The sequence below is a fragment of the Pseudomonas silesiensis genome (assembly GCF_001661075.1).
Lineage (GTDB): Bacteria > Pseudomonadota > Gammaproteobacteria > Pseudomonadales > Pseudomonadaceae > Aquipseudomonas > Aquipseudomonas silesiensis.
In genome coordinates, this window is record NZ_CP014870.1 from 5596772 (window position 1) to 5617365 (window position 20594).

Sequence of the window (20594 nt, forward strand, 5' to 3'; positions counted from 1 at the left end):
GTCGTCCGTCGCTCCGTTGAAGAGGTCTCGGCGCGCCCGGGTTATTTTTATCGTAATTCGATTACGCATAACGTAATTTGATTGGTATTGACCGTCAAGTTATAAAGACGTCCATTTGTAACGGGATCACCTCGATGGGCAGCGAAAGCAACGGCAAACAGAAAGTCCGCTCGGCCGAGGTGGGGACCGACATCCTCAAGGCATTGGCGCAATTGTCACCCTCGACGTCCCTTTCGCGCCTGGCCGAACATGTGCAGATGCCGGCGAGCAAGGTCCACCGCTATCTGCAGGCCTTGATCGCCAGCGGGTTTGCCGAGCAGAACACCACCACCAACCATTACGGCCTGGGCCGCGAAGCCTTGCGCGTCGGGTTGGCCGCCCTCAACAGTATGGACGTGCTCAAAGTCGCCGCCCTGCCCTTGGCCGAGTTGCGCGATGAACTGAACGAAACCTGCTTTCTGGCGGTATGGGGCAATCAGGGCGCAACCGTGGTGCATATCGAGCCTGCGGTGCGCGCGGTGACGGTGGTCACGCAATTGGGCTCGGTGCTGCCATTGCTCAGCTCATCGACCGGGTTGGTCTTCGGCGCTTTCCTGCCCAAGCGGGAAACCGTGGATTTGCGCGAGCAGGAACTGCAAAACGACAGCGCTCACGCCCTCGCCGACGATCAGACCTATGAAACCCTGTTCGGGCAGATCCGTGACCGCGGCCTGCATCATGTCCATGGATTACTGATGCCCGGTGTCGATGCGCTGTCGGCACCAGTGTTCAACGCCGTCGGGCACGTGGCGGCAGTGATCACCATTGTCGGCCCGGCCTCGTTGTTTCATGCCGATGAAAACGGTCCGGCGGCCCGGCGATTGCTGGCGGCGACGCAGGCCGTGAGCTGGCGGATGGGCTATGAGTCACCCGCCGTCAAATGACAATGCCCAATACTTTCGCCCTGGCCACCGCTTGAGTCCTGCGTTCCACCCCCAACTTGCCGTTGATGCGTCGCGCGTGGGTTTTCACCGTATGCAACGAGATGAATAACAGATCGGCAATTTGCTGGTTCGAATTGCCCTGTGCCACCAGGGTGAGTACTTCGATTTCACGTTGACTCAGTGGGTTCTGGATGGCACCCGCCACCTCGCAATAATGACCCGGCTCCGCGCGCCCGATGGCTTGCGGCAACCGTGGCTGACGCAACTGCAAATCGCGCAAGGCTTGTTGCAGGTTGCAACGCTCGACCAGGGCCAGGCCTTCATGCATCGATTGCCGGGCAGCTGTCGAGTTGTCGGTCAGCCAGGCGACTTCGGCCAGGGCCAGGTGCAATTGCGCCTGCAGCGCCGACATCCCCCGTTGTCTTGCCCACTGCAATTGCGCCTCGAGCCGGGCCAGAGGCATCTGCGCCCGGCCCAGATAAACGTCGGCCAGTACCAGCAGATATTCCAGGACCGGAATCAGCTCCAGCGTGGCCGGTGGAGGCTGTCGCCCGTGGGGCCCTTGATAATGGCGCAGCACCCGGGTCAGGGCTTCGTGGGCCAATTGCGCCCGTCCCTGCTGCAGCCAAAAGTGGCAGCTCATTTGCAGCAGGACACTGCGGTACACCGTGTCTGGAATTCGCCGTTGTTGCATCAACCGTTCGGCGTCACGCAGCAGCACAAAAGCCTGAGCGTAATCCAGCCGATTGGCCGCCAATTGTGCCAGGCCGAGGAACCCATACAGCGCGCGTTTATCCTGGTTGCGCAGGCAGATCTGCAGACCGGTCTCGAAGTGCGCCGCCGCTTGCATTTCCCGGCCCTGACTCAAGCTCAGACGCCCACGATGCAGGGCAATCCGTCCCAGCAAGGGTTCGGCCAGCGGTTGCTGCCGGCCGAGCAGGTCGTCCATGTTGGCGAGCAAGTGCTCGGCTCTGCCGCAGGCGCCCCGTTGTTCGAGCAACTGCGCGTGATCGAGCTCCAGCAGGCCTTCAAACACCAGCGAGCCTTGCGCCCGGGCCAGGCACAACGCGTCTCGGTTGAGCGCCTGTGCCACTTCGAGTTCGCCCCGGACCAGGGCCTGTTGCGTCAAACCGGACAGGCACATCAACCGGGCGGGCCAGAACTGCGGACCCAGCTCGTCGAGCGCTTCAAGAAAGTGTGCCCGTGAGGCGTCCATGCGCCCCTGTAAATGCAGCAACCAGCCTTGCTGCGCCTGCCAACGCGCGATCAATTGTCGTTGATGAAACGCGCAGGGTTGCGGCAGGAAGCGGGACAAATGGGCGATGCACTCACCCGCCTGCTCGAAGCGTCCGGCAAACAACAAGGCCGCGGTGATCAGTCCGACCAGTTGCGGCGAGCCGAGCATCAACTCCTCGGCTTGTTGCTCATGCAGTCGCAACAACAGCACGACGGTCTGCTCTTCGAACAACTGCTCGAAACTGAAATGCTGCAACAGGCTGACGGCAACCTCGTACTCTTCGGCCAGCAGGGCCTGTTCGAACGCGGCCTTCCAGTCCAGTTCGGCGGCGAACCACTGACAGGCACGTCGATGCCAGGAGCGCCCGGCCGGCCATTGCTCGTCGCGCATCAACCGGGTCAGGGGAGCGAAAATCTGCAGCCAGTCTGCCGAATCTTGCCAGGGCTCGATGAAACAGCCCAATTCCTGCAGCGTGCTCAAGCATTGAGCGCCCTCCCCCGCGCCGAACAGGTGATCGCAGAGCCGGGCATTGAAGCGTGGCAAGTGGGCCAGCACCCGCCAGGCTTCGGCGAGCTCCGGGGTCAGGTGGGCGAAGAGCTCATGTTCCAGGTAATCGTGCAGGGTGTCCGGCCGAGCGGGGAGCTTGTCGTTGCGTGACCAGTCGCATTTTTGCAGCAGCGCGATCCGTACCGCGGCACACCAGCCACCACTGCGCCGAAAAATCATCTCGGCAGCTTTCGCAGCCTGGGCTGGTTCCAAGTGATGCAACAGCTGCGCAATTTCAGCTTGATCGAACGCCAGCGTGGCGCGTTCGCAGTCGTACAGTTCGTCATCCAGCAGCAGACGCGGCCAATTGCATTGCGGACGGCGCCGACCACTCAACCACCAGGTGACACGCGGGCTGCTGATGGCCAGCAACCGGTCGAGCAACTGATCCAGATCCGGATGGGGAATGCGGCAATAGTCATCGAGAAACAGCCAGGTAGCTGTCTGCAGCCGAGCCAGATACTCCAGCAATGCCGGCTCATCCGATGCTGGCAGCCCCAGGGTTTGCGCCAGGCGCTGGCGAAAATCGACCACACTGATCGCCTCCCCCGCCAACGGCAGCCAATGGACCTGACACTGCGCGGGCGCCTGCAGCAGGCATTCGACGAGCAGCGCACTTTTGCCACTGCCCGCCGGTGCGCAAAGCAATTTCACCCGCGCCGTCGATATCAGCAAGGGTTCGATCAACCGGTCGCGCGACTGGTGGTGGCAAGACAAACGGGGCAGGAATCCAGGACGGTCCAGACACAGCGTCATGGCAGTCATAGTGGTGCGCCTTTTTATAATTGTGGCGCCACCCTAGCCCTGTCCTGACAGCTTATTGAAGAAGTATTCAACACACTGATCGACACGTATAAAAAAGGTGACCTTATGTCACCTTTTTCTGTAGGAGCACTGTAGGAAAGTTACCTCACCCCCGTACTCCGCAAGGCTGCCGGCGTGTAGTCCCCTGCTTTGGCGACAACACCGAACTCGAAGCTGCGTTTCTCCTCGTTCTTCATCCCCAGGGCAATGTAGCGCCCGGCAATCAGGTCATACAGCGCTTCGACGGTATAGGCTGGAACCTGGTGATCGTAGTAGAACTGCGCGTGCCCTTCGGCGACACGCCACAGCTGGCCGCGACCGTCGTAGTGATCGGCCAGCGCGACTTGCCAGCTGTCTTCGTCGATGTACATGTGACGTTTGGCATACACGTGCCGCTCGTTCGGCTTGACCGTCGCGACCACCTCCCAGACGCGGTGCAATTCATACCGGGTCAGGTCCTGGTTGATGTGCCCGGCCTGGATCACGTCGGTGTACTTGAGCTTGGGCGAGTCAAGCTTGTAGCTGTTGTACGGGATGTACATTTCTTTCTTGCCGACCAGTTTCCAGTCGTAGCGATCCGGTGCCCCGGAAAACATGTCGAAGTTGTCGGTAGTCCGCAGCCCGTCGGACGAGGTGCCCACGCCGTCATAGGCGACTTGCGGCGCACGGCGCACACGGCGCTGGCCGGCGTTGTAGATCCAGGCCTTGCGCGGTTCCTGGACCTGGTCGAGGGTCTCGTGAACCAGCAATACGTTGCCCGCCAGCCGCGCCGGTGCGGTGACTTCCTGCTTGAAATAGCTGAGCACGTTCTCATCGCTGCCCGGTTTCAGATCCCCCAGCAGCGAGGGCACGGCGACCTCGTCCTTGAACCGGATGACGGTGAAATCACCATTGGACTGGGGCGTTGCCTGGGTGATGGTGCGGCGCAGGTTACCGCCGTGGTAACGGGTGACGTGGTTCCAGATCACCTCGACACCGTTCTTCGGGATCGGAAAGGCGTAGTAGCGATTGCCGGTGAAATTGGCCAGGCCGTTACCGTCATTGATCGGTGTCACGTTCAGGGCGCTGCGCTTGGCCGACTCGTTGATATCCGCCGGTACGGCCACGGTTCGGTGGGTTGGATAAACCGGGATTTTATACGTCTCGGGATAGCGCTTGAACATCGCTATCTGGCCATCGGAGAGTTTGTCCTTGTACTGGTCCACGGTCGCCGCGGTGATGGTGAACAACGGCTTTTCATTGGCGAACGGGTCCGCCAGGAAACCCTTGCTGTCCACGGCTCCGGCGTTTTTCGGCAGGCCACCGGTCCAGGCCGGGATCGAGCCATCGGCATTGCCGGCCTTCTCGCCGCCCAGCGGGGTCAGGCTGGTGCCGAGCTTGTTCGCCTCTTCCGGCGACACCGCAGCCATGACGTTGACAGCCAGCAGGCTCAGGGCCAGGGCGCCGCATTGCAGAATCGTCTTGCGCATTGATTTCATCCTCTCAGCCAGATCAGAAGTTCACGCCAAAGCTCAACGCCATGAAGTCGCGGTCTTCCAGGGTGTTGTAGTCACCGCCGAAAAAATCGGTGTAACTCAAGCTCGCGGTATAGGTATTGCGGTAGTCGGCATCGACGCCGACGCTGATCGCCTTGGCGCCTTCGTTGAACAGCCCGTTGGGGCCGTAACCGGCGACGTCATGGGACCAGGACAGGTTGGGTTTGAAGTTGATCCCGGCGATGACGTTGTTGTAGTCAAGGATGGCGCGGGCGCGGTATCCCCAGGAGGTCGACGTGACGAAGCCGTCGGTATCGCCGCCGAAACCGTATTGGCCGTACACCGAGTCGCGGCCGTAGCGCAGCCTGGAGCGACCCTCCAGCCCGCCAACGTGGACAACCGCCGCTTCACCCACCAGGGTCAGTCGGTCCGCACCCATCACCTGGTCGACGAAGTGGGTCAGGGTGCTCTGGATCTGCGTCACTTCCTTGCGGCGATAGCCTTTGTTGTCAGCCCCGGGCGTCGTCGCGATCGGCGATGCCGCGCCACCGGCGATCGGGTTGAGCATCGCCAGCGTCAGGTCGGTGCTGTTGAGCTGCACCGGCGCATTGGGGCGATAGCTGATTTCGCCGGTCCACGCGGTGCCGGTCGGCAAGGTGGTAGAGAAGCTCGCGCCATAGAGGCGAATGTCTTCCGGATACTCGAGATAGTATTGGCCGCGACCAAGCATCACACTCTGGGCCAGCGCCGATCCGGTGCCGGGCGCAATAGCGTTTGCAGCACCGACGATGCCCGGGATTTGCGACAACGTGCCCAGGCCGGCCGTGGTGGTGCCGCCGTTCGGCGTGCGGCTGTGGTAGTTCATGAAGTACAGGCCGTATTCGGTATCGTCGCCCAACCAGCGCAGCGCCGTACCCCATTGCCCGGAGTCACGGGCGTCGCGGTCGCCGCCCCGGGGCACGATCACCCCTTCCTTGCCGACCTGGAAGCCCTGGCCAAACGCGGCGGCGATCGGTTGCAATGGCGCGATGGCAGGGCTGCCCACGGTGTAGCCCGTGGTGCAACCGTCTGCAGCGACGTCACCGCCGAAGAAGGTGCCGCAGTTGTCGAGAACGGTCTGGTCCCACTCCAGTTGATAGAAGCCTTCCACCGTGAGTTTGTCGGTCAGGCCCTGGGAGGCGAACAGCATGTTCACCGGGATCAGGCCTTCCTTGATCTCGGCCCCAGGGCGGCGGAACGCCGACACATCGACCGGGTTGATGCTGTTGATCGAGTTGCCGATGAAGGTGCTTTCGCCCCAGCTGACCACCTGCTTGCCGGCACGCACGGTGCCCGGCAGGTCGGAGATGGAATAGTTGTGATAGACGAAGGCGTCGAGTATCTGCGCACCGGCAGACTTGGAACCTTCCTTGCGATTTTTATCGCTGATCGGCTTGAACTCGCGGCCCTCGTCCTTCAGTTCGAAGTCGTACCAATACTTGCCTCGGACAAACACCCCGGTGTCGCCATACTTCAGTTCGAGATCGTGGATCCCCTTGAAGATCTTGGAGAAGGTTTCGCCCTTCTTGAAGTTCAGCCGCCCGTCGTCACCGGTCGACGCCTGGCCGGTCCCGCCATTGACGGTGCCCACCAGCGCCTTGTCGGCATCGCGCATGCCCCAGCTCGCGCCGACGGACAACGAGGAGTCGAAGGTCCCCTCGATTTCGCCGATGTTGAATGAAACGGCCTGCGCCTGGGCGCAACAACCCAAGGCCACCGCGGCGGCCAGGGCCTGCGGTGTGAAGATGGCGCGCATTGTTGTTTTTGTCATGCGTCTTCCCCGGTGAGTGACAGAAGGCCACACCCTACTGCTGCATGACAGGGGCGATAAGCGCACCAAGGAGGTATTCGCGGTGTCGCTCTAAAGGATGAATGGCCGCACCAGGCGGGGGGTCTGCTCGCAATATGGATGAACTGGATGGAGGATCATCAGCGCAAGGCATGGCGCAGCGGCGAGCAGGTAATGACTGTTACTCAATTCGCAACAGTTCATGCCTGAAATCACTATTTTTCCTATGCGGCCAAAGGCTTATTCTTGTCGGGCTTTCACGGCGAACAGCCTGAAAGCAGACCAATGGCCTGTGATCGATCCATTCCATTGGCGACGGATTTCAGATGAATTGAAGATTTTCGACTCGTCACCCTGTGTTCACTGACGTTGATTTGTTGCTCCTTGATCCAACGTCTTACTTTGGCCGCTGCGTTTGCAGCGGCCTTTTTTATGGGCGTAAATTGTAGGAGCGAGCTTGCTCGCGATGGACTCAAGGGCGCCGCGTTTAACCAGTAGACTCGCGTTATCGTTAACGACCATCGTCGGAACGACGCCCGGAGCAAGCTCGCTCCTACAGGGGTCAGCATTCGCTTTCACCTACGCAATTTCCAGAAAGTGACTACATGAATCGGTAAACATACGAAGCACCCGATGATTAAAGGTATTAGCTGCAGGCACTCATCTGCGTCGCACGCTACTTCAACTTTTATTCATCAAGAGCGTTTCCTTATGATACCTACCGATGCCACTACCTATCGCTCCATCAAGGGCTTTAACAGCCGGGTCCGCTTTCTGATTCTTCATTACACAGCCGGCAACTTCTCCAGTTCGGTCAATGCGCTGATTGGCCCGGATGTCAGCGCCCATTATCTGGTGCCCGACATTACCGATCAGAGTTATATAAAGGCAGGTCATACCCATCAGGTAATATTCAATCTCGTCGACGAAACCCAGCGCGCGTGGCATGCGGGCGTCAGCCAATGGGGCAATCGGAGCAATCTGAATGACACTTCTATCGGCATAGAGATCGTCAACGTGGCTTCTTTCAACCAAGGGAAGTTTACTTTTCCACCCTATCATCCAAAACAAATCACGGCGATTGAAGAGCTGGCGCTGAACATCCTTGAACGCTATCCCGATATCACCCCGACCCAAGTCCTGGGCCACTCCGATATTGCGATCGGCCGCAAGACTGACCCGGGGCCACAATTTCCGTGGCATGCACTGTACTTGAAAGGTATCGGTGCCTGGTTCGACGATCCCACTCGAAATGCCATTGAGCAGCAATATGTCAAATCCGGCATTCCTGCCCGCACGGAACTGCTGAAGTTGTTCAAGACTTACGGGTACGACGTGTCCGGCGCGACGACCGAACAAGGCTTCAACCAGCTTGTCCGGGCATTTCAGTTGCACTTTCGGCCGGAAAAATATGATGGGGTAATTGACGCGCAAACGGCAGCGAATCTGGCGGCGTTGGTGCGTAAGTATTTTTCTTGATAGCCCTGACCTGGCCGCTGAGTTCGCTGCGGCCATTCTCTGGCATTTGTGAATGCATCGATAGCATGAGCAACAAAAAATGACACCCCAAGCCGTGTTCAACGGCTTGGGGTATCACAGTCTTTAAAGCGAATACCTCTGCAAATTCCCCATCATCTCCTTCAACGCCTCAATATTGTCCTTCGGATGCGCCGCCCCCTCGAAATCACAAATCTGCTGCCAATGCGCCGCCACATCCTCCGGTGAGAACCCCACCCGCGGATCAAACCCGGCGCCCAGGCTGCGTTCCCAGCGGACCTTGCCCATCCAGCCGCCACCGACCTCAAACAGCCCGGAGGTTTCCTGGCAGTTTTCGCTGCCCAGGTACACCACCAGCGGGCTGACCAGTTCCGGTTTGAGTTGTTCGAACACCTGCGGCGGGATCAGGCCTTCGGTCATGCGGGTGCCGCCGGTGGGGGCGATGGCGTTGACCAGGATGTTGTTCTTGCGGCCTTCGATGGCCAGGGTGCGGGTCAGGCCGTAGAGGCCGAGTTTGGCCATGCCGTAGTTGGACTGGCCAAAGTTGCCGTAGATACCCGAGGTCGATGCGGTGAAGATCACCCGGCCGTAGTTTTGCTCGCGCAAGTGCGGCCAGGCGGCGCGGGTGACCTTGTAGGCGCCTTCGACGTGGACCCGGTAAACCAGGTCCCAGTCGCCATCGTCCATTTTATGGAAGGTCTTGTCCCGCAGGATCCCGGCATTGTTGACCACGACGTCGACCCGGCCAAATGCGTCGAGGGCGTTCTGGACGATTTTGTCGCCGTCGGTGACGGAGTCATGGTTGGCCTCGGCAATGCCGCCCGCCTCGCGGATTTCGGCCACCACACGGTCCGCCGCCGAGGCGTTTGCGCCTTCGCCCTGGGTCGAGCCACCGAGGTCGTTGACCAGCACTTTGGCGCCTTGTTTTGCGAACAACAGCGCATGCGCCCGTCCCAGGCCGCCACCTGCACCAGTGATGATCACGACTTTATCTTCGAAACGCACAGATTCGTTCATTGGGGGGACTCCAGCAGGCCAGGGACAATGGAGCCGAGTGTCAGGCACGGCGATGCTGGTCACAATGAACACGGGGGAGGCTGAATGGTGTGCGATAAGGCTGGGGGATGATGAGTGCGTCAGCCGGTTGGCGAGGGAGCTTGCTCCCTTGCCACAGTAGACATCAGGAACATGCCACCTTACGCGGCGGCGACACCTGCTGATCGCGAAATTCCAGATAGTGCTTGAGCACCAGCCCCGGCGCTTCGGTCTGCGGGTAGTGGCCGATGCCGGGCAACAGGACCGTGTCCGGGTTCGGGATCAGCTGCCGATAGCGCTCGACCATATGCGCGCCGGAGACCGGATCGACTTCGCCATCGATCACCCGTAGCGGCACTTCACCGCGCTGCATCGCGTCGACCCAGCGCTCACGCTGCACACGCCGCTCGGGAATATAGTTGATCAACTTGTGCATGATCCGTGTCCCCTGATTGGTCTCGATCAGGCTCCAGAAATCATCCATCTCGCTCTCGGTGGGACGGCTCTGCGGGCCGAATATCTGGTGGAAACTCTTCACCAGGCCGTCGCGGGAAAAGGCTCGCCCGATCATCCAGCCCAAGGGGCTGAGCAATAGTTTTTGCATCAGGACCGGGCGATGGGTTTCGGGAAAAAGGCCTCCGTTGAGGAATACGCAACTGGCGATATGAACGCGCGTTTCGTAATGCCTGGCCAACAGTTCCTGGGCGACACTGTCACCATAATCGTGTGCGAGCACATGTACCGGCTGCTCGACGTTCAAATGAGCCAGCAACGCCTGCTGCAGATCAGCCTGCTCGAGCAGGCTGTATTCATGGTCCAGCGGTTTGGCGGAGTCGCCAAAGCCGAGCATGTCGCAGGCAATCACTCGATACCGCTGGACCAGGGGTTGCCACAGGTAATGCCAGTCCCAACTGGCGGTCGGGAAGCCATGGATGAGCAACAGCGGCTCACCCTGCCCCGCCGTCCAGTAACGGATGGTCTGGCCACGGAATACCAAGGTTTGGGCGCGCTTGCGCCAGACACAGAGGGGGATCTCGGCGAGAGGCATCAAAGTTTATAACCCGGGTCGAGTTTATCGAGTTTGCGCAGCAACGCTGGCCCTTTGACACTGGAGGATGAATGCACGGGGGTTACGCTCACGGCAAGGAACCTCGACTTTTTATTATGGAGTGTTACCAATGACTACCGAGTCTAGTCACCCTCTAGAGATCGTGTAGTTGCATTGGCAGCCAGCTTGATGGCCGAGCGAGTCAGGGTGCTGGCAGGCTGAATAAAGTCAAAGTACCTTGCTGTGCGAGCGGCCGGTCAGCCCCGCAGGGCGCTGACCAACTCCGCCAGCCAGGGCTCGGCGTCGGTTTCCGGAGTGACGCTTTCGCTGGCGTCCAGGCGCAGCATGGGCAGGACTTCGCGAATGCCCAGTTCGCCGAACAGTTCACGCATCAGCTCACCACCGCCACAGAAGGTGTCGCCGTAGCTCGCATCGCCCAGACCGATCACGGCGCCCGGCAAGCCACGCCAGGCCGCCGGCAACTGGTCGCGAATGGTGAAATACAACGGCTGCAGGTTGTCCGGCAGCTCGCCCATGCCAGTGGTCGAGGTCACCGCCAGGAAGGCCTCGGGGCCAAAAGCCTGAACATCGGCGAGGCTCGCCCGCGGGTTATGGAAGGTTTCGAAGCCTGCTGTCTTCAAAATGTTCGCAGCGTGGCGGGCGACTTCTTCAGCCGTGCCGTATACCGAGCCGGAAAGGATGGCGACTTTCATCAATCTGATCCTGAAGGTGAGTAAAAAGAGTGGGATATTAACAGCCGCAGCAAAAAAGCTGCGATTAGCTCTCATTCAGCCTTGATGGCCGCTAGAGTTCTTTTAGAATGCTGCGCTCAATCAATCTGGAAAGGATCCTCCGATGATCAACGCTCAACTGCTGCAAATGGTGATCAACGCTTCCAACGACGGCATCGTGATTGCCGAAAAGGAAGGCGAGCAAGATAACATTCTGATCTACGTCAATCCGGCATTCGAGCGGCTGACCGGTTATACCAGCGAAGAAATCCTCTACCAGGATTGCCGTTTTCTTCAGTCCGGGGACCGCGATCAGGAAGCCCTGCCATTGATTCGAGAGGCACTGAACAGTGGCGGTTCCTGTCGGGAAATCCTCAGGAATTACCGCAAGGATGGCACACCGTTCTGGAACGAACTGTCGCTGTCGACGGTGAAGAATCCGAGCGACGGGCAGACTTATTTTGTCGGTGTGCAGAAGGACGTCAGCGTTCAGGTCAGGGCGCAGCAGCGCGTAGCGCAGTTGGAGGCGCAATTGGCTGAGGTCCAGGCCGAGCTCGCCGCACTCAAAGCGACGAACGGCGAAAACAAAACCGCGAATTAATGGTCAGTTACTACAATCACCGATGACTATGTAACTATTTCCTTCGAGCAGATCATGCAGCGCGACGCACTCCTGACGCAGGATGAACTGGATTTTATCCAGACCATGCAGCATAACCCTCAGCTAAATGTGCGGGATGCAACGTCGAGCCTGCTCGTCAACGGTGGTTCGCAGATCCGTGACTTGCTCACGCGCCTTGCCGCCCATGAGCAAGTCACCCTCCAGGCCACGTTCGAAAACCAGCAGATGACCTTTCCGCTGCAATTGGTGGAAGACGAGTTTCACGCGCTGCATTTACGTCTCGGCGTGCCCAGCATCTATGAAGACGGACCCAAGGTGCGGCCCTGGCGCCTGGTGCTCGATGAGCCGGTCGCGCTGGAAAACGCCCGCGGCCATCCTGGCCCGATGCGGGTACACGAAGTGTCGTTCAAAGGGGTGTTGCTGGAAGTTCGCAACAAGACCAAACCGCCCAGGCATTTCGCCTTGTGGTTCAGCCCGTCAGGCTATGAGCGGATTGCGTTGCGCGGCACCTTCGAGAAAGAAACCGAAAACGGCCTCTATGCCTATCAGTTGAACCAGGACGCCAAGGACGAAACCGAACGTCTGCGCCAATTCATCCTGCAACAGCATCGGCTGACTCATCCCGCCCTGCATCAGTGACTCAAGTATCGAGATTGCCGGCCAGGAACTGCTTCAACCGCTGGCGCATCACCGTTCCCTCGCTACCCAAAATACCGATCGACGATCCGGACAGGCTCTCCTGCGCCAGATCAGACGCCCCCCCAGCCAGCATCAACTGACAATCCAGGCTCATGGCCAGGCGATTCAAGCGTCGTGGCAACTCGGGAGCTGGCATATGATTGGAAAACAGCACCAGCGCCTGGGGCTGGATCCTTTCGCAGACCAGGGTCAATTCATCGAACGGCTGACCCAGCGCCAGCACTTGAATGGCCGAATCGACACTGCTTAGAAACAGCGCCGTGACCAGCAGCTCGAGCTCCCGGCACTGATCGTTCAGCGGGCAGACAATCACGCGTCGCGGTTGCATGACCCGCGCCAGCAGCAGACGTTGCAACACGCGAGACCGCAGAAAACCATCCAGGAACAGCCATTCGCTGGCCTGGCCAAAGGCATCCTGGCGGTGCAGGAGCAGCTTCCACAGCGGCAGCAGGATGCTCTGAAACACCACGGTCAGCGGGTAACTGGAAAAAATCTGCCCATAGATCTGCTCCAGGAGAGCCTCATCAAAGGCACTGACCGCCGCCTGGACTTGCTCCTGCCACTGCGCGTAGTCCGCTTGCACCAACTCACTGGGGATAATGTGCGACAACGCCTGAAGCGGTGCGGTCTTGGCCAGTATCTTGCCGACCTTGCTGACCGCAACGCCGCGCTCGATCCAGCCGAGAATATTTTGAATCCGCTCGATATCGTTCATTGAATACAAACGATGCCCACTGTCGGTGCGCGTAGGCTGAATCAGGCCATAACGTCGTTCCCAGGCGCGTAGCGTGATCGGATTGACACCGGTCAGACGCGCCACTTCACGAATCGGAAACAGTTCTTCCCGTTCAAGCGAGGCGGCGCCTTGAACAGTCTGGACAACGTCTGTCAACACTGGCATGTACAGGTTACGTCCATGTTATTTGGATCCCATTGTACCGCGCTTGCCCTATCTGTATTCAAGACCTGCGCAAGACACTCCCGTAATAGATGTAGGCGCCCCGTTCGCTGGTATAGTTTTGCTCACACCACGACGCGAGCCGTTCATGACCTCTTCCACCGCCCCGATCCTGATCACCGGTGCCGGCCAGCGAGTCGGCCTGCACTGTGCCCGGCGCCTGCTCGAAGATGGCCACCCGGTGATCTTCAGCTACCGCAGCGAACGCCCCGGCGTGCAAACCCTGCGCGACCTGGGGGCGACAGCGGTGTTTGCGGACTTTTCCACCGAAGCCGGGATCTTCGCCTTCATCAGCGAACTGAAAACCCACACCGACAGCCTGCGGGCGATCGTCCATAACGCCTCCGAATGGCTGGCCGAAACCCCGGACACCGACGCTAGCGCCTTTACCCGCATGTTCAACGTCCACATGCTGGCGCCCTACCTGATCAACCTGCATTGTGCCGACTTGCTGGAACGCTCATGCCCCGCCGATATCGTGCACATCGGCGATGATGTGACCCGCAAGGGCAGCAGCAAGCACATCGGCTATTGCGCCAGCAAAGCCGGGCTCGATAGCCTGACCCTGTCGTTCGCCGCCAAATACGCGCCGACCATCAAGGTCAACGGTATCGCGCCAGCCCTGCTACTGTTCAACCCCGACGATGACGACGCGTACCGCGCCAAGGCATTGGCCAAGTCCGCGCTGGGCATCGAACCTGGCAGCGAAGTGATCTATCAAAGCGTGCGTTATCTGCTCGACAACCCTTATGTCACCGGCACGACCCTGACCGTCAACGGCGGACGGCACCTCAAATAGGTGCCCCCGCGAGGATGTACCATGACGTTATCCCTGTCCCAGAGCTATCGCGAGATCCTCATCGGTCTCGGTGAAAACCCCGATCGTGAAGGCCTGCGCGACACCCCGGTGCGCGCAGCCAAGGCCATGCAGTACCTCTGCCATGGCTATGAGCAGAGTGTCGAAGAGATCGTCAACGGTGCGCTGTTCATGTCCGACAACGATGAAATGATCATCGTCGACAACATCGAGCTGTACTCGCTGTGCGAACATCATATGTTGCCCTTCATCGGCAAGGCTCATGTGGCTTATATTCCAACGGGTAAGGTGCTGGGCCTGTCGAAGATTGCGCGGCTGGTGGACATGTTCGCCCGTCGCCTGCAGATCCAGGAAAACCTCACCCGGCAAATCGCCGAAGCCGTGCAGCATGTGACCGGCGCGGCGGGCGTCGCGGTGGTCATCGAAGCCCGGCACATGTGCATGATGATGCGCGGCGTCGAGAAACAGAATTCGACCATGAACACCTCGGTGATGCTCGGCGCCTTCCGCGAGTCGAGCAACACCCGCCAGGAGTTTCTGCAATTGATCGGACGGAGCAAGTAGCAATGCCACAACTTCAACCAGGAATGGCGCGCATCCGGGTCAAGGACCTGTGCCTGCGCACCTTCATCGGGATCAACGAGGATGAAATCCTCAACAAGCAGGATGTGCTGATCAACCTGACCATCCTTTATGCCGCCCAGGAAGCGGTGCGTGACAACGACATCGATCACGCGCTCAACTACCGGACCATCACCAAGGCGATCATCGCCCACGTGGAGGGCAATCGCTTCGCCCTGCTCGAACGCCTGACCCAGGAAATTCTCGACCTGGTCATGGCCAACGAGTCGGTGCTGTATGCCGAGGTCGAAGTCGACAAGCCCCATGCCCTGCGTTTCGCCGAGTCGGTGTCGATTACGCTAGCGGCGAGCCGCTAAGCTTCAAGCTTCAAGCTTCAAGCGGTAAGCTAGAAGCCACCGCAATCCAACCTGCAGCTTGAAGCTTGCCGCTTGAAGCTGTCTCGCAGAGACCCCCATGACCGATCAACAACGCCTGGAACTCGAAGCCGCCGCCTTTCGCCGGCTGGTCGCCCACCTGGACAGCCGCAAGGATGTGCAGAACATCGACCTGATGAACCTCTCCGGTTTCTGCCGCAATTGCCTGTCCAAGTGGTACAAGGCCGCAGCCGACGAACGCCAGATCGAGGTCAGCCTCGATGACGCCCGCGAAGTGGTCTACGGCATGCCGTACGCCGAGTGGAAAGCCCAATACCAGCAAGAAGCCAACGCCGAACAACAAGCGGCGTTTGCCAAAGGAAAACCCAATGAGTGATTTGAACACCCTGCGCGCCAGCCTCAAGGGTGGCGAACATGTTTTTGCCGATACCCTGGCCTTTATCGCCGCCGGCTACGACTATCAACCTCAGGCATTCAACAATGGCGGCGTGGAAAACGCCGCCGGGCAGAACGAAGGTTCGTGCAAGACCCTGGGTCTGGCACTGCTGGAAGGCCTGAGCGATGAAGAAGCGCTGCTGGCGTTTGGCGAGCATTACCGTTCGGTGGTGGCGACGCCTGAAGGCAGTGATCATGGCAATATCCGCGCGTTGATTGCGCATGGATTGGCTGGCGTCAAGTTCACACAGCAACCACTGACCCGCCGGTAACCCCCCTTGTAGGAGCGAGCTTGCTCCGGGCGGCGTTCCGACGATGGACGTTAACGATAGCGCGGGCTGTCTGAATATACGCGGCGCCCCTGCGTTTTTCGCGAGCGAGCTCGCTCCTACAGTTGTTTGAGCGCACATCTCGACACCTGAGATTGACCCGGTGACCTTATTTCGTTGCCGGCTGCCGCTGCTCACAACCCTCCTGAAAAGCAAACTACGATCAGGGACTGACGTAGCGAATTATGTTCGCTTGCGGTCCCCGATTTTGCGCCGTAATACTGGCCAAAGACTTTGATGCCGAACGGTTAAAGGAGCCCCGTAGGAGCCAGGCTTGCCGGCGAATGCGTCCTCAAGACCGCCTTCGCCGGCAAGCTTGGCTCCTGTAAAAAGCGTTCACCTGACCGTTCGGATTAACCCCTTTCATGAAGCGAGATCACTGCCACCTACACGCCTGAGGTCGTCATGTATCACGACAATATAATTTATAAGAAAAAGTCCAACGATCCTCAATTCCTGCTTGGCGTCGCCGTGGTGTTGTTTCTCGGCTCCTACCTGATGAACCTGGGTAACAGCGCCCTCAGTCACTTCCTGCACCCGCTGCTGGGCAATGCCCCGGACAGCCTGACCGCACGCAACATCGCCATCGGCCTGGGCATCGCCGCACTGGGCACGCTGAACTTCCACGTCCTCGGGCGCTTGAAGTTCAAGGTGCAGACCACTGTGGTCTGGATCGAACTGTTGATCCTGTTCCTGGCGTTCTTCGACACCTTCGACCTGTCCTACAGCTTCATCCTCGACAAGATCGGCTTCCTGATCATCCAGGGCGCTGCCACCACGCTGTACATTTCCGCCATCGCGATTGTGATTGCCTTCGTCCTGGCGTTGATCGGTGCCGTGGCCAAGCTGTCGAACAATGGCCTGGCCAATGCCATCGCCTCGTTCTACACCTCGTTCTTTCGCGGTGTGCCGCTGCTGATCCAGATCTACCTGATTTACCTGGGACTGCCGCAACTGGGTTATGTGGTCGACGCGGTGCCGGCCGGCATCCTCGCATTGTCGTTGTGCTACGGCGCCTACATGACCGAGATTTTTCGCGCGGGCATCCAGAGCATTCCGGTAGGCCAGTGGGAAGCTTCACGGGCGCTGGGCATCAACCCGTTCAAGACCCTGAGCCGGGTGATCATGCCGCAAGCCTTGCGGGTGATCATTCCGCCCACCGGCAACCAGTTCATCGCCATGCTCAAGGACAGTTCGCTGGTGTCGGTGATCGGCGTCTGGGAACTGATGTACCTGGCCAAGACCCAGGGCCGCGCGGACTTCCGTCACCTGGAAATGCTGATCACCGCCGCGATGATCTACTGGGCCCTGTCGTTCATCCTCGAACGGGTGCAGGCGCGGATCGAAAAACGGGTCAATCGATCCATTGCAAGGGGTTGATGGCTGATGACTCGGACCAATACCGCGCAACTACCGGACCTGGCACCTGCTGCGCAGACCAGCCCTTCAATGATTTCGATCATCGGTTTGAACAAGTGGTACGGCAATTTTCACGCCTTGCGCGATGTCGACCTGAACGTTGCCACCGGTGAAATCCTCGTGGTGTGCGGGCCATCCGGCTCGGGCAAGTCGACGATGATTCGCTGCATCAACCACCTGGAAAACTTCCAGAAAGGCCAGATCAAGGTCAACGGCATCACCCTCACCAGCGAGGCCGAAAGTGTCAGCGCCGTGCGCAGGGAAATCGGCATGGTGTTCCAGAGCTTCAACCTGTTCCCGCATTTGAGCGTGATGGACAACCTGACCCTGGCCCCGCAACTGGTGCAAGGCGTGTCGTCCGCCGAGGCAAAAAAACGCGCTCAGGTGTACCTGGAGCGCGTGCGCATCGCCGAGCATGCCGACAAGTACCCGTCGCAATTGTCGGGCGGCCAGCAGCAACGCGTGGCAATTGCCCGGGCGCTGTGCATGAACCCCAAGGTCATGCTGTTCGACGAACCGACCTCCGCCCTGGACCCGGAGATGGTCCACGAAGTGCTGGACGTGATGGGCGAATTGGCCACCGATGGCATGACCATGATTTGCGTGACCCACGAGATGGGTTTTGCCAGCAAGGTCGCCGACCGCGTGCTGTTCATGGACCAGGGCCAGGTTATCGAGCAAGCCACCCCCGCCGAATTTTTCAACAACCCGCAGACCGAACGCGCACAACAGTTCCTGTCACAGATCATTGGTCACTGAGCACCGCTTTGCCGCCCCAAAACAATAACGATAAGTGGAGATGGACATGATCAGCAAAAAACACCTGTTAGCCGCCGCTCTCTCGCTGGCGTTCGTCGGCGCCGCCAACGCCGGAGCCGTCCTGGACAAGATCCAGAGCAGCAAAACCATGACCGTCGCCACGTCGGCGACCTGGCCGCCCCAGGGTTTTATCAACGACAAGAATGAAATCGACGGGTTCGATATCGACGTCTCCAAGGAGATCGCCAAGCGTCTCGGGGTCGAGGTCAAGTTCATCACCCCCGACTGGGACGTGATCACCGCGGGCAAGTGGAACGGGCGCTGGGACATGTCGGTGGGCTCGATGACCGCCACCAAAAGTCGCGCACGGATCCTCGACTTCCCCGCGACCTACTACTACGTGCCGTATGTGTTTGCGGTCCATACCAAATCGGCGCTGACCGACCACAAAGCCCTCAATGACAAGACCATCGGCGTCGAAGGCGGCACCACCTCCGAGGACTATTTCAGCCAGTCGCTGGCCATCGAAACCACTGACGTGCCACCTGTGGTTTATGACGTGCAGACCAAAAAAATGAAAACCTATGCCGGCTCCCTCGGCCCGCTGGACGACTTGCGTCTGGGCGACGGTGTTCGTCTTGACGGCATCCTCACGCAACGCAGCACCCTGGAAGCGGCGATCAAGAAAAATTACCCGCTGCGCGCCGTCGACAACAGCATCGTTTTCTACGAACCGCTGGCGATCGCTACCGATAAAGGTGACCCGGAGTTGAAGGCCAAACTCGGTGAAATCATCGGCGCGATGCACAAGGACGGCACGCTGAGCAAGCTGTCGAACAAGTGGTATGGCGTGGATTACTCGACCATCAAGTAAACACGTGCCCCCTGTAGGAGCGAGCTTGCTCGCGAAGGACGTCAACGATGACGCGGGCAAGCCTGAATGCACGCGGCGCCCTTGCGTTTTTCGCGAGCGAGCTCGCTCCTACAGATACCGCCCTGTGTAGGAGCAAGCTTGCTCGCGATGGACGTGAACGATGACGCGGGCAACCTGAATACACACGGCGCCCTTGCGTTTTTCGCGAGCGAGCTCGCTCCTACAAAGGATTGACCATGTCTTTCCCCACCACCTGGTACTCCAAAACCTCGCTGCCCCGCGCAGCCAGGCCTGAACTGAACACCGATGAAACCTGCGACGTCTGCATCGTCGGCGCCGGGATTGCCGGCCTTACCGCCGCCCTGGAACTGACCCGTCGCGGCAAGCGCGTGATCATCCTTGAAGCCCAACAGGTCGCCTGGGGCGCGTCCGGGCGCAATGGCGGCGTGGTCTCCCCGGGCTGGGCCGAAGGCTCGGGGGCGATCCGCAAGAAGCTTGGACTGGAACACGCCAAGGCGCTGTTCCTGATGTCGGTGGAAGGCGTGGACATCGTCCGGCACAATATCGCCGAACTGGCCCTGCCCGGCTGCGCCCCATCCGCCGGTACGATTCGGGTCAAGCGTTACGACGACAGCGCGGGCGTGAAGAACCACATCGATAGCATGCGTCGCGACTTCGGCTATGCACTCAACTACCTCGACACCGCCCAGGTCCGCGAACGGGCGCACACCTTGCGCTATTTCCAGGGTGTCGAAGACCCGAACGCCCTGCACTTCCACCCGCTGAATTATTGCCTGGGCCTGGCGCTGGCCATCGAAGCGATCGGCGGACGGATTTTCGAGCAGTCAAAAATGCTGGCCTGGCGTCGCGAAGGCGCCGACAAGATCGTCCAGACCGCCCAGGGTAGCGTGCGCTGCCAGGATCTGGTGTTCTGCGCCGGCGGCTACGGCGGCCCGGAGCTGCAAAAACTCAGCCGCGCCTACCTGCCCATCGCGACCTACGTGGTGCTGACCGAACACCTGGGCGACTCGATCAAAACCGTACTCGACTCCGGTGCCGCGTTTTCCGACGACCGCCGCGCTTCGGACTACTATCGCATCGTCGAAGGCGATCGCCTGTTGTGGGGCGGACGCATCACCACCCGCAACGAACAGAACGAACAAGCGCTGGCGGCGATGCTCAAGGCGGACATGGTCGCGGTCTATCCGCAACTGGTATCGGTAAAGATCGAACTGGCCTGGTCCGGCCTGATGGGCTATTCCACCAACAAAATGCCCAACCTGGGAGGGCTCGAACCGGGCGTCTGGGCCTGCACCTCGTTTGGTGGCCATGGTTTGAACACCGGCTCGATTGGCGGACGGGTGATTGCCGAGGCAGTGTGCGGGGAAAGCGCTCGGCATGAATTGTTCAAGCCGTACTTGCTGGACTGGAACGGGGGGCCATTCGGCCGGGTTGCGGCGAATGCGATCTATCAGTCGTTGAAGGTGATGGATTTTGTCCAGGAGCGGTTGCGCGGTTGATCGCAATCCAGTGCGGCCACCGCAAACCCTGTGGGAGCGAGCTTGCTCGCGATAGCAATTTATCATTCAACCTATATGTCGA

The 20594-nt window shown here is 59.6% G+C and carries 20 protein-coding genes; 13 read left to right on the forward strand and 7 right to left on the reverse strand.

Annotated elements, in window-relative coordinates; all coding sequences use genetic code 11:
• Positions 1 to 134 precede the first annotated feature (134 nt).
• Complete coding sequence (locus tag PMA3_RS24835) at positions 135 to 923, forward strand: IclR family transcriptional regulator (protein ID WP_064679669.1); 789 nt, start codon at positions 135 to 137, stop codon at positions 921 to 923.
• Here the strand turns inward: PMA3_RS24835 and PMA3_RS24840 are convergent.
• From PMA3_RS24840 to PMA3_RS24850, 3 genes are all read right to left on the reverse strand, one after another.
• Positions 916 to 3471, reverse strand: a complete 2556-nt coding sequence (locus PMA3_RS24840; RefSeq protein ID WP_064679670.1) for a LuxR C-terminal-related transcriptional regulator — start codon at positions 3469 to 3471, stop codon at positions 916 to 918. The two genes, PMA3_RS24835 and PMA3_RS24840, sit on opposite strands and share 8 nt — an antisense overlap.
• A gap of 140 nt (positions 3472 to 3611) precedes the next feature.
• Complete coding sequence (locus PMA3_RS24845; RefSeq protein WP_064679671.1) at positions 3612 to 4979, reverse strand: DUF1329 domain-containing protein; 1368 nt, start codon at positions 4977 to 4979, stop codon at positions 3612 to 3614.
• Between the two features lie 22 nt (positions 4980 to 5001).
• Positions 5002 to 6795: a DUF1302 domain-containing protein gene (locus tag PMA3_RS24850; RefSeq protein ID WP_064679672.1), complete on the reverse strand. Its 1794-nt coding sequence runs from the start codon at positions 6793 to 6795 to the stop codon at positions 5002 to 5004.
• 729 nt (positions 6796 to 7524) lie between these two features.
• Between PMA3_RS24850 and PMA3_RS24855 the strand changes: the two genes are divergently transcribed.
• Positions 7525 to 8292: an N-acetylmuramoyl-L-alanine amidase gene (locus PMA3_RS24855; RefSeq protein WP_064679673.1), complete on the forward strand. Its 768-nt coding sequence runs from the start codon at positions 7525 to 7527 to the stop codon at positions 8290 to 8292.
• 123 nt (positions 8293 to 8415) lie between these two features.
• Here PMA3_RS24855 and PMA3_RS24860 read toward each other — a convergent pair whose 3' ends face one another.
• From PMA3_RS24860 to PMA3_RS24870, 3 genes are all read right to left on the reverse strand, one after another.
• A complete protein-coding gene (locus tag PMA3_RS24860; protein ID WP_064679674.1) occupies positions 8416 to 9327 on the reverse strand; it encodes an SDR family oxidoreductase in 912 nt (303 codons plus the stop codon).
• A 163-nt stretch (positions 9328 to 9490) separates the two neighbouring features.
• Positions 9491 to 10393: an alpha/beta fold hydrolase gene (locus PMA3_RS24865; protein ID WP_064679675.1), complete on the reverse strand. Its 903-nt coding sequence runs from the start codon at positions 10391 to 10393 to the stop codon at positions 9491 to 9493.
• A 257-nt stretch (positions 10394 to 10650) separates the two neighbouring features.
• The gene (locus PMA3_RS24870) at positions 10651 to 11106 is read right to left on the reverse strand and encodes a flavodoxin (RefSeq protein WP_064679676.1); all 456 of its coding nucleotides are present in this window, start codon (positions 11104 to 11106) and stop codon (positions 10651 to 10653) included.
• 142 nt (positions 11107 to 11248) lie between these two features.
• Here PMA3_RS24870 and PMA3_RS24875 point away from each other — a divergent pair, with 142 nt between their 5' ends.
• Positions 11249 to 11725 (forward strand): PAS domain-containing protein, encoded by a 477-nt coding sequence (locus tag PMA3_RS24875; protein WP_064679677.1) that lies wholly within the window; start codon positions 11249 to 11251, stop codon positions 11723 to 11725.
• A gap of 54 nt (positions 11726 to 11779) precedes the next feature.
• Positions 11780 to 12385 (forward strand): hypothetical protein, encoded by a 606-nt coding sequence (locus PMA3_RS24880; RefSeq protein WP_064679678.1) that lies wholly within the window; start codon positions 11780 to 11782, stop codon positions 12383 to 12385.
• Between the two features lies 1 nt (position 12386).
• Here PMA3_RS24880 and PMA3_RS24885 read toward each other — a convergent pair whose 3' ends face one another.
• Entirely contained in the window at positions 12387 to 13346 is a 960-nt protein-coding gene (locus PMA3_RS24885) for a MerR family transcriptional regulator (RefSeq protein WP_064679679.1), read from the reverse strand.
• A 145-nt stretch (positions 13347 to 13491) separates the two neighbouring features.
• Between PMA3_RS24885 and folM the strand changes: the two genes are divergently transcribed.
• From folM to PMA3_RS24930, 9 genes are all read left to right on the forward strand, one after another.
• Entirely contained in the window at positions 13492 to 14202 is a 711-nt protein-coding gene (folM, locus tag PMA3_RS24890; protein WP_064679680.1) for a dihydromonapterin reductase, read from the forward strand.
• A 21-nt stretch (positions 14203 to 14223) separates the two neighbouring features.
• The gene (folE, locus tag PMA3_RS24895) at positions 14224 to 14784 is read left to right on the forward strand and encodes a GTP cyclohydrolase I FolE (RefSeq protein WP_064679681.1); all 561 of its coding nucleotides are present in this window, start codon (positions 14224 to 14226) and stop codon (positions 14782 to 14784) included.
• A 2-nt stretch (positions 14785 to 14786) separates the two neighbouring features.
• Positions 14787 to 15158 (forward strand): dihydroneopterin triphosphate 2'-epimerase, encoded by a 372-nt coding sequence (folX, locus tag PMA3_RS24900; protein ID WP_008026970.1) that lies wholly within the window; start codon positions 14787 to 14789, stop codon positions 15156 to 15158.
• Positions 15159 to 15255: 97 nt separating this feature from the next.
• On the forward strand, positions 15256 to 15552 hold the full coding sequence (locus PMA3_RS24905) for a DUF1244 domain-containing protein (protein ID WP_008150700.1): 297 nt from the start codon (positions 15256 to 15258) through the stop codon (positions 15550 to 15552).
• Positions 15545 to 15883 (forward strand): HopJ type III effector protein, encoded by a 339-nt coding sequence (locus PMA3_RS24910; protein ID WP_064679682.1) that lies wholly within the window; start codon positions 15545 to 15547, stop codon positions 15881 to 15883. Before PMA3_RS24905 ends, PMA3_RS24910 begins: the two co-directional genes overlap by 8 nt.
• 462 nt (positions 15884 to 16345) lie before the next feature.
• A complete protein-coding gene (locus PMA3_RS24915; protein WP_064679683.1) occupies positions 16346 to 17320 on the forward strand; it encodes an amino acid ABC transporter permease in 975 nt (324 codons plus the stop codon).
• Between the two features lie 6 nt (positions 17321 to 17326).
• Positions 17327 to 18118 (forward strand): amino acid ABC transporter ATP-binding protein, encoded by a 792-nt coding sequence (locus PMA3_RS24920; protein WP_064679684.1) that lies wholly within the window; start codon positions 17327 to 17329, stop codon positions 18116 to 18118.
• A 46-nt stretch (positions 18119 to 18164) separates the two neighbouring features.
• Positions 18165 to 18992 (forward strand): transporter substrate-binding domain-containing protein, encoded by an 828-nt coding sequence (locus PMA3_RS24925; protein WP_082930492.1) that lies wholly within the window; start codon positions 18165 to 18167, stop codon positions 18990 to 18992.
• 236 nt (positions 18993 to 19228) lie between these two features.
• The gene (locus PMA3_RS24930; protein WP_064679686.1) at positions 19229 to 20512 is read left to right on the forward strand and encodes an NAD(P)/FAD-dependent oxidoreductase; all 1284 of its coding nucleotides are present in this window, start codon (positions 19229 to 19231) and stop codon (positions 20510 to 20512) included.
• Positions 20513 to 20594: the final 82 nt, after the last annotated feature.